We start from the raw sequence: 12,993 nt of genomic DNA, 5'->3' as shown, positions 1-12,993 counted from the left end.
CGTGGTTTCCGGACCGGCTCGCACCTTGCAGTACTGAAATTAGGCAGAACAGGTGAAGCGGTCGACGGCGCTTGGTGAACGGCGAGTGAACCGTGGCGGGCGACCGGGTGCGGATGGGGCGGTTTGTACCCGGACGTAAGGGGGCGTTGTTCGCCCGTTATCCCTCTGTGACTTCCGGTCGCCCGTCGCGGGGCCAGAGGGGCGCGGTGGTGGGGCGTGGCTGGAATGCGCCGGTCGCGGGCTGCCGAAGGGCGCCGGGCGGGGCCCGTCCAGGGCGTCTTCACCTGGGCACCAGGGTACGTTCGGCCGCCCCGGCCCGCCGGTCGCGCAGGTCGGGGACGGGCGAGCCCCCGGCCGCCCGCCGGCCGGGGTCTCCTGGTCCGGCGCCGTAGCGGGGGCGCCGGGGGCAGGGGCGGCGTCGTGCGCGTGCCGTCGCAAGGGGCGCGCGTACCGAGGACGCGCCCTACGCCGGCAGGGGGTGCCAGATGGTGTGGAAGGCGCGACGGGCGGCCAGGGCGGCGTGGCGCTGGTCGGCATGCAGGACGCCCAGGGCGTACGCCGTCGCCGGGGCGATCCTCGGGGTGCGGGCGGCGGCCGCCGAGGCGGTGGCCGCGTCGGAGGCGTCGCGGTGCCGGTCCAGGGCCCGGCCCGCCGCCGCCAGCCGGACGACGTCCTCGCCGAGGGTCTCCCGCGCGTACCGGTGGACCCGCAGCAGGCGGCGCACCTCGTGCCAGGCGCCGTCCTCGTGCGCCGAGTACGGGGTGTCCCCGGTGGCGGGCAGGGCGGCGACGGCGGTGGCGAGCCGGCCCTCCGTGACCGCGGCCAGCGGGACCAGTACCTCCGCCACCGGTCCGCGGGCGGCCACGGGATCCAGCGGGACCTCCGAGGCGAGCACCGCCACGGCGTCGGCCACCGCGTGGAAGCGGGACGAACCGAGTGCCTGGAGGGTGGTGGAGTGGGCGCGGGTCCGCGCCAGCGTGAGCTGTCGCTCCAGCAGTGCGCCCGCGCGCGCCGATCCCACCGTCAGCGCCCCCGACGAGCCCGTGCCGCCGCGCGGCGCCGGTACCTCGGGTGCCGCCGAAAGCCGCGCCAGGGCTTCCATCAGCCGGGACAGCCGGGCGGCGTAGGCGTGTTCGTCCGCGAGCGTCGAGGACAGCCACACCAGCTCGGTGCGCAGCCCGTCGGCCCAGCCCGACTCGGTCACCACCCGGAACGTGCTCAGGGAGCCGGCGATGCGGCGCGCAGCCCCCCGCAGGCCGCGCGCCGCCTCCCCGCTGTCCGGGGTGTCCGCCCCGCTCCCGGTGCTCTCGTCGTGCAGGCGCAGCGCGCGCAGGAACGCGGTGGCCTGGGAGCGCAGGTACGGGGCGAGTACGTCACCTGCGGTCGGGTCATGGTTTGGCTGAGCCACGCCGGCGCCTCCGGGCGTCTATGAGCATCTCCTGAACGTGCCGCAGCGGCTGGCCCTCGGCATCCGTGCTGTGCCGGGTCCACTCGCCGTCCGGACCCAGGTGCCATGAGGACGTGGCGTCGGACATGCCGGTCTCCAGCATCCGGTCCAGTGCCGCGCGGTGGGCGGGGTCGGTGACCCTCACCAGTGCCTCGATGCGGCGGTCGAGGTTGCGGTGCATCATGTCGGCGCTGCCGATCCACACCTCCGGTTCGCCGCCGTTGCCGAAGGCGAAGACCCGGGAGTGCTCCAGGAAGCGGCCGAGGATCGAGCGGACCCGGATGTTCTCCGACAGCCCCGGGACACCGGGCCGCACGGCGCAGATGCCGCGCACCCAGATGTCGACGGGGACGCCCGCCTGGGCGGCCCGGTACAGGGAGTCGATCAGGGCCTCGTCGACGATCGAGTTCATCTTCAGCCGGACGTACGCGGGCCGGCCGGCCCGGTGGTGGTCGGCCTCCTTGTCGATGCGCGAGATCAGTCCGTCGCGCAGGGACTTCGGGGCGGTCAGCAGCCGGCGGTAGGTCTCGCGGCGCGAGTACCCCGACAGTCGGTTGAAGAGGTCGGAGAGGTCCGCGCCGACCTGCGGGTCTGCGGTGAGCAGGCCGAGGTCCTCGTAGAGCCGGGCGGTCTTCGGGTGGTAGTTGCCGGTGCCCACGTGCGAGTAGCGGCGCAGGGTGTCGCCCTCCTGGCGGACCACGAGGGAGAGCTTGCAGTGCGTCTTGAGCCCCACCAGGCCGTAGACGACGTGGCAGCCGGACTCCTCCAGCTTGCGCGCCCACTTGATGTTGGCCTGCTCGTCGAACCGGGCCTTGATCTCGACGAGTACGAGGACCTGCTTGCCGGACTCGGCCGCGTCGATCAGGGCGTCGACGATCGGCGAGTCGCCCGAGGTCCGGTACAGCGTCTGCTTGATCGCGAGGACGTCCGGGTCGCCGGCGGCCTGCTCCAGGAAGGCCTGCACGGACGTGGAGAACGAGTCGTACGGGTGGTGCAGCAGGACGTCCCGCTCGCGCAGCGCGGCGAAGATGTCCGGTGCGGACGCCGACTCCACCTCGGCCAGGTCACGGTGCGTGCCCGCGACGAACTTCGGGTACTTGAGCTCCGGCCGGTCCAGGGAGGAGATCCCGAACAGGGCGGTCAGGTCCAGCGGCCCGGGCAGCGGGTACACCTCGGCCGCGGACACCTTCAGCTCCTGCACGAGCAGGTCCAGGACGCCGGGGTCGATGGACTCCTCGACCTCCAGGCGCACCGGCGGGCCGAAGCGGCGCCGCATGAGCTCCTTCTCCAGCGCCTGGAGGAGGTTCTCCGCGTCGTCCTCCTCGACCTCCAGGTCCTCGTTGCGGGTCACCCGGAACATGTGGTGCGCGAGCACCTCCATGCCGGGGAACAGCTCCTCCAGGTGCGCGGCGATGACGTCCTCCAGCGGGACGTAGCGCTGCGGGGAGGCCTCCAGGAACCGCGAGAGGAGCGGCGGGACCTTGACCCGGGCGAAGTGGCGGTGGCCGCTGACCGGGTTCCGGACGACGACGGCCAGGTTCAGCGAGAGGCCGGAGATGTACGGGAAGGGGTGCGCGGGGTCCACGGCCAGCGGCGTCAGCACCGGGAAGATCTGGTTGCGGAACAGCGTGAAGAGGCGGGCCTGCTCCTTCTCGGTGAGGTCCGGCCACCGGATGAGGTGGATCCCCTCCTCCGCCAGCTGCGGGGCGATGTCCTGCTGGTAGCAGGCGGCGTGCCGGGCCATGAGCTCGCGCGAACGCGTCCAGATCAGGTCCAGCACCTCACGCGGCTGCAGGCCTGAGGCCGAACGGGTGGCGACGCCCGTCGCGATGCGCCGCTTCAGGCCCGCGACGCGGACCATGAAGAACTCGTCGAGGTTGCTCGCGAAGATCGCCAGGAAGTTCGCGCGCTCCAGCAGCGGGGTGTTCGGATCCTCCGCGAGCTCCAGGACCCGCTCGTTGAAGGCCAGCCAGCTGCGCTCCCGGTCCAGGAACCGGTTCGCGGGCAGCTCGCCCGTCTCGTCCTTGTCCTCGTACGCGTCCAGATCCGCGTCGAGGTCCGGATCCAGGCCGCCGTGCGGGCGGTGGGCGGCTATGGAGCCCAGCCGCGCCTTGACCGCTGCCGCGGAGTTTCCGGACGGGTGAGACGGGTGCTGGGCGGGGACCTCGGTGGGACCTGCGCTGGGCTTCTGGCTCATGCCTCCATTCTTCCGCGCACGAGGCAGGACAGGCGCGTCGGAAGCATCGGCTGTCAGTCGGAGTCGGGGCTGCATGACCGGAGACTGGCAAGCGCTTCTGAATGCCCGGTTAATGGCGTATGGCTTCTGGGCTTTCCTGGGGCTTCCTTCGTCTCCGGGGCGCTTCCGGCCGGGCTCACGGGCCCGTACGTGGTGGAAAACGTGCGTTCTCTGCGTTCTCCGTGTTCTCTGCGTTCTCTGCGTTATCCACGGACGCGCGGAGCCGTTCCCCCGGCGCGGAGCGTGACCGGCCCGTCAGCTTTCGGTGCGGTACATCAGGTCGACCTCGTGGGTGGTGAAGCCGAGGCCCTCGTACACGGCCAGGGCCGCCGGGTTGTCGGCGTCCACGTAGAGCATCGCCGTCGGCAGGCCCGACGCCGCCAAGTGCCGCAGACCGATCGCCGTCAGGGCCTTGCCGAGGCCGCCGCCCTGGGCGCCCGGCTTGACGCCGACCACGTAGACCTCGCCGAGCCGCTCCGCCCCGTGCACCTTCGTCCAGTGGAAGCCGACCAGCTCGCCGTCGCGCTCCGCGAGGAAGAAGCCCTTCGCGTCGAACCACGGCTGCGCGATCCGGTCGTTCAGGTCCCGCTGCGTCAGCGAGCCCTGCTCCGGGTGGTGGGCGAAGGCCGCCGCGTTCGCCGCGAGCCACGCCGCGTCGTCCTGGCCGGGTACGAAGGTCCGTACGCTCACGCCGGCCGGCAGGGCCGGCTCGGGCAGCGGGTCGCCGCCGGCGAGGGGGCGGCGCAGCTGGCGCAGCTCGCGGAAGAGGGTCAGGCCGAGCACCTGCGCGAGGTGCCGGGCGGCGGACTTGCCGCCGTGGGCCCACACCCGGATCCGCTTGCCGGAGGCGTTCAGGAGGGCCGAGCCCAGCGCCCGGCCGTGGCCGCGCCCGCGCAGCGCGGGGTGCACGACGAGCTCGGCGGCGGGGGCCTCCACCGGGTCGGTGTCCTCCAGTTGCCCGTATCCGGCGAGCCGGGTGCCGTCGCTCAGGAGGAAGTGCCGGATGCCCTCGCGCGGTCCGCCGCGCAGCTGGAGCCGCCCCTGCTCGGACACCGCGGTGGTGCCGTCGGTGCGGGCCGCTTCCGCGATGAGCTCCAGGACGGATGCGGCCTGTTCCTCCGTCAGCTCGTCGAGGGTCTGAATCTGCCGTCCGGGCTCCAGGGCCGCTGCTGCGTCAGTCATGCCCCGAGCCTACGACCGCCGCCCGCGGTTCCGTGCCCCGCGGGCCCCACCGGCCCCGCAACGCCGCCGCGTAACCAGCTCGCAACCCGATACCCCCTGTCGTGCTACGCGCGTTGACAATAAGCTGCGGCGGACCTCCCAACTTGTCTCGCTGTCCACAAAGGGGACTAAATGTCAGCGACGCCACAACGGCCCCGCACGGCCCGCCGGTTGACCTTCACCGCACTCGCCCTGACGGCCGGTGCCGGAGCCATGGTCGCCGCCGCACTGCCGGCCGGAGCCGCGAGTGGTGGCGGTACGGCCCAGAGCCGGACCGTCGACGTACAGATGCTGTCGTTCAACGACTTCCACGGCACGCTGGAGCCCCCGCAGGGCTCCTCGGGCACGGTGAGCGAACGCCAGGCAGACGGCACCACCAAGGCAATACCGGCGGGCGGTGTCGAGTACCTGGCGACCAGCCTGCGCGAGGCCCGCAAGGGCCACGAGTACTCCGTCACGGCCGCGGCCGGCGACATGATCGGCGGCAGCCCGATGCTGTCCGGTCTCTTCCACGACGAGCCGAGCGTCGAGGCGCTGAACAAGCTCGGCCTGGACGTGTCCAGCGTCGGCAACCACGAGTTCGACGAGGGCCGCACCGAGCTGCGCCGCATGGCGTACGGCGGCTGCCACCCGGTCGAAGGCTGCTTCGAGTACGGCAAGACGTTCACCGGAGCGGAATTCCAGTACCTCGCGGCCAACGTGACGGACGAGAAGACCAAGCGTCCGATGATGTCGCCCACCTTCATCTGGAAGAAGGGGGACGTGAAGATCGGCTTCATCGGCGTCACCCTGGAGGGCACGCCGGACGTCGTCACCGCCGAGGGCGTCAAGGGCCTCAAGTTCGGCGACGAGGTCGAGACGATCAACAAGTACGCCGCGGAGCTGAACAAGCAGGGCGTGAAGTCGATCGTCGCGCTGATCCACGAGGGCGGGCTGCCCGCGAACGGCGCGTACAACTACGACTGCGACGTCCCGGGCGCCGGCGCCGGCATCTCCGGTGCCATCGTCGACATCGCCAAGAACGTCGACGCGAAGGTCGACGCGCTGGTCACCGGCCACACGCACCAGGCCTACAGCTGCAACATCCCCGACCCGGCGGGCAACCCGCGTACGGTCACCTCGGCCGCCTCGCTCGGCCGCCTGTACACGGACACCACGCTGACCTACGACCGGCAGACCAAGGACATCGTCCGTACGCCGGTCAAGGCGCCCAAGCCGGTCAACAAGGTCGTCACCCGGGAGCAGCCCAAGGCCGCGGACATGACCGAGCTGATCCAGCGCTGGAACGCGCTGGCCGCCCCGGTCGCCGACCGCCCGCAGGGCTTCATCTCGGCGGACATCCCGGGCCGCGGCTCGCCGGAGTTCGAGAAGCCGCTCGGTGACCTCATCGCCGACGCGCAGCTGGAGGCGCTGGCCCCCGCCGACAAGGGCGGCGCGGAGCTGGCGATCATGAACCCGGGCGGCATCCGCTCCGACCTCGCCTACAAGGCCTCCGGGGCCGAGGGCGACGGAGTGGTGACGTACGGGGAGGCCTTCACGGTCCAGCCGTTCACCAACATGATGAACGTGGTCGACCTGACCGGCGCGCAGCTCGTGACCGCGCTCCAGCAGCAGGTCACCGGCCCGGTCAACGGCCCGAACCCGAAGATCCTCCAGGTGTCGAAGGGCTTCACCTACACCCTCGACATGACGAAGACGGGCGCGGACCGCATCGTCGCGGACTCGGTGAAGCTGAACGGCGCGGCCATCGACCCCGCCCGCACCTACCGGGTCGCGATGAACGAGTTCCTCGCGGGCGGCGGTGACGGCTTCACCGTCCTGAAGGAGCACAAGAACAAGCTGGTGGGCGCGTCCGACCTGGACTGCTTCAACGCCTACCTGGCGAACAACTCCTCGGAGTCGGCTCCGATCGCCCCGCCGGCGGCGAACCGGATCACCGTCGTCAAGTAACTCCCGTACGCGGTACGCCCACGAGGGGCGGTGGGCCCCAGGTCCGCCGCCCCTCCGGCGTTTCCCGGGAGCGGTGTCCGGTTCCTCAGAGGGTGGCGAGGAACTCCGAGACGGCCCGGTGGAAGCCCCGCGGGTTGCGGAACGGCACGAAGTGGTCCCCGTCCAGCGGGGCGTACGAGGTCCCGGGCCGCCGGGCCACCATCGCGTCGGCCTGCTCCCGGGGCAGGGCGTGGCTGTCCGTGCCGTGGACGAGGAGGGCCGGGCAGTTGCTGCCGAGCCAGGCGTCCCAGTGGTCGCCTCGGCAGCCTTCGATCGAGTCGAGCATGTCCTGCGGGTGGAACGGCATCCGCCAGCCGGCGCCGTCGGGGAGCCGGCGCAGCGCGGCGCCGACGATCTGGCCGCCCACCGGGCCGGCCGCGGCCAGCAGTTCCCCCGTGGTGGGCGCGGTGTACGGCAGGCCGCGGAGGAAGGCGAACCACTCGGACTGCCCGGGCTGGACCTCCACGGCGCAGTCCACGCCGATGAGGGCGCCGATCCGCTCCGGGTGGCGGGCGGCCAGGTGGTAGGCGTTGAGCCCGCCGAGGGAGTAGCCGAGGAGGGCCACGGGCTCGTGGAGGCCGAGGTGGTCCAGCAGGGCCACGGCGTCGGAGACGTACCCCTCGCGGTCGTAGGCGGTGGCCCTGCCGGAGTCGCCGTGGCCGCGCTGGTCGGGGGCGATGACCCGCCAGTGGTCGCCGAGCTCCTGGGCGAGGGCCTTGAACGCGACTCCTTCGGACAGGCCCCCGTGGAGGGCGAGCAGCGGGCGGCCCGGGCCGCCGAAGTCCAGGTAGGAGAGGGTGCGGTCGTCGATCTTCAGCTCGTGGCGCATGTCCGGTGCCTTCCGTGTGCCGGTGGATCATCCGATGGACGCAGCCTGCCAGGACTTGGGCGTGCGCGCAATACGATCGTGTAGGGCGCTTGCCCAAAACCGGCGCGGCTACGATCCCGCCATGGGAAATCGCGAGGACCTGCTGGCCGGAGCGCGGCGCTGCCTGGAGGAGAAGGGCTACCTGCGCACGACCGTGCGCGACATCGCCGCGGCCGCGCAGGTGAGCATGGCGGCGATCGGCTACCACTACGGCTCGCGGGAGGCCCTCCTCAACCAGGCGCTCTTCGCCGCCATGGACGACTGGGCCGCCGGCTCGGGCCGGCTCACCGGCCAGGGCGACACCACCGAGGAGCGGTACGCCGACACCTGGGACCGCAAGATCCGGGACTTCGGCGAGATGCGCTGGCTGTGGATCGCCAACGTCGAGGCCTTCGTCCACGCCCAGTCCTCGCCCGAGCTGCTCGCGGCGCTCGCCGAGGGCCAGCGCCGCTCCCGGCGCATGGTGGCGGCGCAGCTGGCCGGGGTGCCCGAGGACGCGGTCGCGGAGGAGGACGTACGCGGTCTCGGATCGGTGCACCTCGCGCTGCTGAGCGGGGTGATGGTGCAGGCCCTGACGGACCCGGAGCACGCGCCCGACGGGCACGCGCTGGCCCAAGGCCTGCGCAGGATGGCCGAGTTGCTCGACCAACCCGTCTCTACCGACGGGTAGTAAAGGCGGGTCCGGCACGCCATAATCCCGTCCCATCACTGGGTCGGCAAAGGGGCGGACATGGGCGTGGCACTGGACCGGCGGACGTTTCTGACCGGGGCGGGGGCACTGGCGGCGGCGGCCGCCGTGGGGTTCGGGACGGCGGCCCCGGCCTCCGCCCGCGCCCTCGGCACCCAGGACTGGATGGCCGGCCTCGCCGACTCCACCCCGCTCCAGCGGATGACCATCCCCGGCACCCACGATTCCGGCGCCCGCAAGGGCGGGCTGTACGTCGCCTGCCAGAACACCTCGATCGCCCAGCAACTCGACGCCGGCATCCGCTTCCTCGACGTCCGCTGCCGGGTCACGGGCGGATCGTTCGCCATCCACCACGGATCGTTCTTCCAGGACCTGATGTTCGGCGACGTGCTCGTGGCCTGCTGGAACTTCCTCGCAGCCCACCCCTCCGAAACCGTCCTGATGCGGGTCAAGCAGGAGTACTCCGGCGACAGCGACGCCACCTTCCGCGCGATCTTCGACGACTACCTCGACAACCGGGGCTGGCGGCCGCTGTTCCGCATCGCCGACGCGCTGCCCGCCTCGCTGGGCGCGGCCCGCGGCAAGGTGGTGCTCCTCGCCGACAACGGCGGCCTGCCCGGCCTGCGGTACGCCGACGGCAACGTCTTCGACGTCCAGGACGACTGGAACGCCGAGCCCTTCGCCAAGCGCGGCAAGATCGAGAACCACTTCCGGCGGGCCGTGCAACAGCCCGGCAAGCTGTTCGTGAACTACGTCAGCACCTCGGCGTACATGCCGCCGCGCTGGAACTCCGACCGGCTCAACCCGCAGGTCCACGCCTTCGTCGACGGCGGCGAACTGGCCGGCCGGACCGGGCTCGGGATCGTCCCGCTGGACTTCCCGAACACCCGCTCCGGCCTGGTCGAATCACTGATCCGGCACAACTGACGGCCCGGCCGGCGGTGGCGTCGGCGCCCCCGGGACGCGGAGCACCGCCTCCGTACCGGGGCCGCCGTCGGCCGCCGCCCGCAGCGCGGCGGTGCCGCCCGCCCGCTGGACCGTACGGGCCACGATCGACAGGCCCAGGCCGCTGCCGGGCAGGGCGCGGGCCGACGGGGAACGCCAGAACCGCTCGAAGACGTACGGCAGGTCCTCCGCCGGGATGCCCGGCCCGTGGTCCCGTACCGTCAGCTCGCCCGCGTGCAGCGTCACGTCGACGGCGCCGCCCGGCGGGCTGAACTTCACCGCGTTGTCCAGCACGTTGACCACCGCACGCTCCAGCGCGGCCGCCTCGCCCCGTACGTACCAGGGCTCCAGGTCCGAGCCGAACCGCAGCTCCGGACCGCGCAGCCGGGCCCGCGACAGGGCCGTCCCCGCGATCTCGTGCAGGGCCACCACCCCGAGCGGGCCGTGCGGGGCGGCGTCCGGACGGGACAGCTCCTGGAGGTCCCCGATCAGCGAGGCCAGCTCCGTCATCTGCGCCTTCACCGAGGCCAGCAGTTCCCGGCGGTCCTCCGGCGGAATGGCCCGGCCCGTGTCCTCGCTGCGGGCCAGCAGTTCGATGTTCGTCCGCAGCGAGGTGAGCGGGGTGCGCAGTTCGTGCCCGGCGTCGGCGATCAGCTGGGCCTGCCGCTCCTGGGAGGAGGCCAGCGCCGCCGTCATCGAGTTGAAGGACCGCGACAGACGGGCGATCTCGTCGTCGCCCTCGTCGGGGATCCGCACGGTGAGGTCCTCGGTCCGGGCGATGTGCTCGACGGCGCCGGTCAGCTCGTCCACCGGCCGCAGCCCCGTACGGGCCACCCACAGCCCGGCCGCGCCCGCCCCGAAGATGCCGATGCCCGACACCACCAGCAGGATCCAGGCCAGCGTCGACATCGGCTCGTCGACGTCCGAGTGCGGCTTCGCGATGGAGATCGCGAAGAACTGGCCGGTCGAGGGGGTCTGCAACTGGCGCGTCAGGACCCGCATGTCGATGCCGTCGTCGGTCGTCACGTCGTGCAGGGCGCTCTTGCGGGTGCCCTCGCCCGAGGCGATCTCCTGGTCGGTGCCCGTCACGGGCAGGCTGGTGCGCCCGCTCACCCAGCAGTGGGTGCCGTCGGCCAGGACGAGCTGCACGGTCGCGCCCAGGTTCCCGGCGACCTGCTGGTTCGGCTGCGGCACCCGCGTCATGCAGCCCTCCCGCAGCGTCCGGGCCACCTCGGCGCTCACGTCCGTCGCCATCAGGGAGCGGTCGAGCTGATCGCTGAGCTGCGCCTTCACCATCACCCAGGACACGCCGGCGACGGCCGCGACGGCGACCGCCACCGCGACCGTGACCAGCAGCGCGATCCGTGAACGCAGCGGCAGCGCGCGGAATCTGGCGGCCGGCGTCACTCCGGACCGCCGTCGCCCTGGCGCAGCACGTACCCCACCCCGCGCACGGTGTGCACCAGACGGGGCTCGCCGCCCGCCTCGGTCTTGCGGCGCAGGTACATCACGTACACGTCCAGGGAGTTGGAGCTGGGCTCGAAGTCGAAGCCCCAGACGGTCTTGAGGATCTGCTCGCGGGTCAGGACCTGGCGCGGGTGCGCGAGGAACATCTCCAGCAGCGTGAACTCGGTACGGGTCAGCTCCACCGCCCGCCCGCCCCGGGTGACCTCGCGGGTCGCGAGGTCCATGCGCAGGTCCCCGAAGGTCAGCGCGTCCTCGTGGCCGTCCGCGTCCGGCCGGGGCGCCGCGTACGCGCTGCGCCGCAGCAGGGCGCGGACGCGGGCGAACAGCTCGTCCAGCTCGAACGGCTTGACCAGGTAGTCGTCGGCGCCCGCGTCGAGGCCGGTGACGCGGTCGCCGACGGTGTCGCGGGCGGTGAGCATCAGGATCGGGGTGACGCTGCCGGACGCGCGCAGCCTGCGGGCGGCCGTCAGCCCGTCCATCCGGGGCATCTGGATGTCGAGGACGATCAGGTCGGGGGCGTAGGAGGCGGCCCGGTCGAGCGCGTCGAGGCCGTCCACCGCGGTCTGCGCGGCGTACCCCTCGAAGGCGAGGCTGCGGCGCAGGGCCTCGCGTACGGCCGGTTCGTCGTCGACGACGAGGATGCGCTGCTGGTCGCCTTCGGCGGCGTTCATCTCGGTCCCCTCGGGGTGGTGGTCGGCCATGGGATGTGGTGGGTGACGGCGCTTCCCAGCGTCGCACGGGCCGGCCGGTGCACGGCTCAGAAGGAGGTGCCGAAGCCGTTGGTGCCGCTGCCGTTGCCGCTGCCGCTGTTGTCGGAGCCGTTGCCGGAGCCGGTGCCGCCCGGGCCGCCCTTGCGGAGGGAGTCGAGGTCGGCCTTGATCGTGTTCACGGGGATGGCGAAGCCCAGGCCGACGCTGCCCGCGCTCGAACTGTCCGAGGAGGGGGAGTAGATCGCGGAGGGCATGCCGACGATCTCGCCGTTCATGTTGACCAGCGCGCCGCCGGAGTTGCCCGGGTTCAGGGAGGCGTCCGTCTGGATGGCCTTGTACGAGGTGGTGTCCGAGCCCGTGTTCCCGTTGAACTGCTGACCGTCGTACGAGAACGGCCAGCCGCCCTGACCGCGCTGCGGGGACTGCTGCCGCTCCGACTTCGGGACGTTCACCTCGCGGTCCAGCGCCGAGACGATCCCGCTGGTGACGGTGCCGGTGAGGCGGTCGGGGGAGCCGATCGCGACGACCTCGTCGCCGACCTTGAGCCGGTCGGAGTTGCCGAGCGAGGCGGGCCTCAGGCCGCTCGCGCCCTGGAGCTTGATCAGCGCGAGGTCCTTGTCGGGGTCCGTGCCGACGATCTTGGCGGGGTACTTCTTGCCGTCGCTCATCGTCACCTGGATCTCGGAGGCGCCGTCGATGACGTGGTTGTTGGTGACGATCTCCCCGTCGGCGGTGATCACGATGCCGGAGCCGGTGCCCTGGCCCGACCCGGTACGGGTGTCGATCCGCACGACGGACGGGCTGACCTGCTCGGCGACCCCGCTCACGGTGCCCGTGCCGGACTGCGACACGTTGGAGGCGCTGACCCCGCCGGAGGCGACCCCGTTGTGAACCAGGAACTGCTGCACGGCCGTGGCCGTCCCGCCGCCGATCACGGCGGCCGCGAGGGCGACGGCAGCCAGCAGCGCGACCGGCCGCTTCGCGCGGGCGGCGTGCGCGGGCCCGGCCTCGGGGGCCGCCTCGCGGGCGGTCCAGGTGGTGGCGGGCGGGACCGTCTCGCCCTGGATGACCGGCGGGCGGTGCGCCTCGTGCCAGCCGGGCGCGGCGGGCGGCGGGTACGCGGGCGGCGGCGGGTAGCCCCCCGCCCCGGCGTCCTGCGCCAGCCGGTCACGTCCGCGCTGCCAGTCCTCGCCGAACGGCTGGTCCTGGGCCGGGCGGTTCTCCTGCGGGTACTCGCCTTCGCGGCGGAAGCTGTCGGTCATGTCTCCGACTGTCCCGCCCGATCATGAGAGCTTCCTGAGCCCCGCCTGAGAAGCCCGGCAGAACCTCGTATGCCCGATATAAGGAAGTGGCCCGGACGGACCGCGCCGCTGCTCGTGCACCCACAGCCGGGGCGACGGCCCGTACCTCACCGGCGACTGA

The 12,993-nt window shown here is 72.5% G+C and carries 10 protein-coding genes; 3 read left to right on the top strand and 7 right to left on the bottom strand.

The features are described 5' to 3' along the window. Positions 1–463: 463 nt before the first annotated feature. The 3 genes from ABZZ17_RS33810 to mshD all read right to left on the bottom strand — a co-directional run bounded on the left by ABZZ17_RS33810 (position 464) and on the right by mshD (position 4,865). Entirely contained in the window at positions 464–1,408 is a 945-nt protein-coding gene (locus ABZZ17_RS33810) for a CHAD domain-containing protein (RefSeq protein ID WP_356882002.1), read from the bottom strand. After that, the gene (locus ABZZ17_RS33805) at positions 1,389–3,644 is read right to left on the bottom strand and encodes an RNA degradosome polyphosphate kinase (RefSeq protein ID WP_356882000.1); all 2,256 of its coding nucleotides are present in this window, start codon (positions 3,642–3,644) and stop codon (positions 1,389–1,391) included. The genes ABZZ17_RS33810 and ABZZ17_RS33805 overlap by 20 nt, the downstream gene beginning before the upstream one ends. A gap of 294 nt (positions 3,645–3,938) precedes the next feature. After that, positions 3,939–4,865, bottom strand: a complete 927-nt coding sequence (mshD, locus tag ABZZ17_RS33800; RefSeq protein ID WP_356881998.1) for a mycothiol synthase — start codon at positions 4,863–4,865, stop codon at positions 3,939–3,941. Between the two features lie 171 nt (positions 4,866–5,036). On the opposite strand from mshD, the gene ABZZ17_RS33795 reads away from it, so the two are divergent. Continuing rightward, positions 5,037–6,854, top strand: a complete 1,818-nt coding sequence (locus tag ABZZ17_RS33795; RefSeq protein ID WP_356881996.1) for a bifunctional metallophosphatase/5'-nucleotidase — start codon at positions 5,037–5,039, stop codon at positions 6,852–6,854. 85 nt (positions 6,855–6,939) lie between these two features. Here the strand turns inward: ABZZ17_RS33795 and ABZZ17_RS33790 are convergent, their stop codons facing one another. Further along, positions 6,940–7,722, bottom strand: a complete 783-nt coding sequence (locus ABZZ17_RS33790; protein ID WP_356881994.1) for an alpha/beta hydrolase — start codon at positions 7,720–7,722, stop codon at positions 6,940–6,942. 121 nt (positions 7,723–7,843) lie between these two features. On the opposite strand from ABZZ17_RS33790, the gene ABZZ17_RS33785 reads away from it, so the two are divergent. Together ABZZ17_RS33785 and ABZZ17_RS33780 are read left to right on the top strand one after the other, a co-directional pair. Further along, complete coding sequence (locus ABZZ17_RS33785; RefSeq protein WP_356881992.1) at positions 7,844–8,431, top strand: TetR/AcrR family transcriptional regulator; 588 nt, start codon at positions 7,844–7,846, stop codon at positions 8,429–8,431. Between the two features lie 60 nt (positions 8,432–8,491). Next, on the top strand, positions 8,492–9,376 hold the full coding sequence (locus ABZZ17_RS33780; protein ID WP_356881990.1) for a phosphatidylinositol-specific phospholipase C: 885 nt from the start codon (positions 8,492–8,494) through the stop codon (positions 9,374–9,376). Here ABZZ17_RS33780 and ABZZ17_RS33775 read toward each other — a convergent pair. The 3 genes from ABZZ17_RS33775 to ABZZ17_RS33765 all read right to left on the bottom strand — a co-directional run bounded on the left by ABZZ17_RS33775 (position 9,356) and on the right by ABZZ17_RS33765 (position 12,833). Further along, positions 9,356–10,801, bottom strand: coding sequence for a HAMP domain-containing sensor histidine kinase (locus tag ABZZ17_RS33775; RefSeq protein ID WP_356881988.1), 1,446 nt, complete (start codon positions 10,799–10,801; stop codon positions 9,356–9,358). The genes ABZZ17_RS33780 and ABZZ17_RS33775 overlap by 21 nt on opposite strands. Beyond that, the gene (locus ABZZ17_RS33770; RefSeq protein WP_356882049.1) at positions 10,798–11,532 is read right to left on the bottom strand and encodes a response regulator transcription factor; all 735 of its coding nucleotides are present in this window, start codon (positions 11,530–11,532) and stop codon (positions 10,798–10,800) included. The genes ABZZ17_RS33775 and ABZZ17_RS33770 overlap by 4 nt, the downstream gene beginning before the upstream one ends. Positions 11,533–11,618: 86 nt before the next feature. Further along, positions 11,619–12,833, bottom strand: a complete 1,215-nt coding sequence (locus tag ABZZ17_RS33765; protein ID WP_356881986.1) for a trypsin-like peptidase domain-containing protein — start codon at positions 12,831–12,833, stop codon at positions 11,619–11,621. Positions 12,834–12,993: the final 160 nt, after the last annotated feature.

The organism is Streptomyces sp. NPDC006512 (genome assembly GCF_040611935.1).
Taxonomy (GTDB): domain Bacteria; phylum Actinomycetota; class Actinomycetes; order Streptomycetales; family Streptomycetaceae; genus Streptomyces.
Note: the sequence above shows the minus strand (reverse complement) of the source record. Positions and strands in the feature narration are given on the sequence as shown.

Coding starts and splice junctions, on each gene's coding strand:
- ABZZ17_RS33805 (WP_356882000.1), bottom strand. CDS start 3,644: ATGAGCCAGAAGCCCAGCGCAGGTCCCACCGAGGTCCCCGCCCAGCAC.
- mshD (WP_356881998.1), bottom strand. CDS start 4,865: ATGACTGACGCAGCAGCGGCCCTGGAGCCCGGACGGCAGATTCAGACC.
- ABZZ17_RS33795 (WP_356881996.1), top strand. CDS start 5,037: ATGTCAGCGACGCCACAACGGCCCCGCACGGCCCGCCGGTTGACCTTC.
- ABZZ17_RS33790 (WP_356881994.1), bottom strand. CDS start 7,722: ATGCGCCACGAGCTGAAGATCGACGACCGCACCCTCTCCTACCTGGAC.
- ABZZ17_RS33785 (WP_356881992.1), top strand. CDS start 7,844: ATGGGAAATCGCGAGGACCTGCTGGCCGGAGCGCGGCGCTGCCTGGAG.
- ABZZ17_RS33780 (WP_356881990.1), top strand. CDS start 8,492: ATGGGCGTGGCACTGGACCGGCGGACGTTTCTGACCGGGGCGGGGGCA.
- ABZZ17_RS33770 (WP_356882049.1), bottom strand. CDS start 11,532: ATGAACGCCGCCGAAGGCGACCAGCAGCGCATCCTCGTCGTCGACGAC.
- ABZZ17_RS33765 (WP_356881986.1), bottom strand. CDS start 12,833: ATGACCGACAGCTTCCGCCGCGAAGGCGAGTACCCGCAGGAGAACCGC.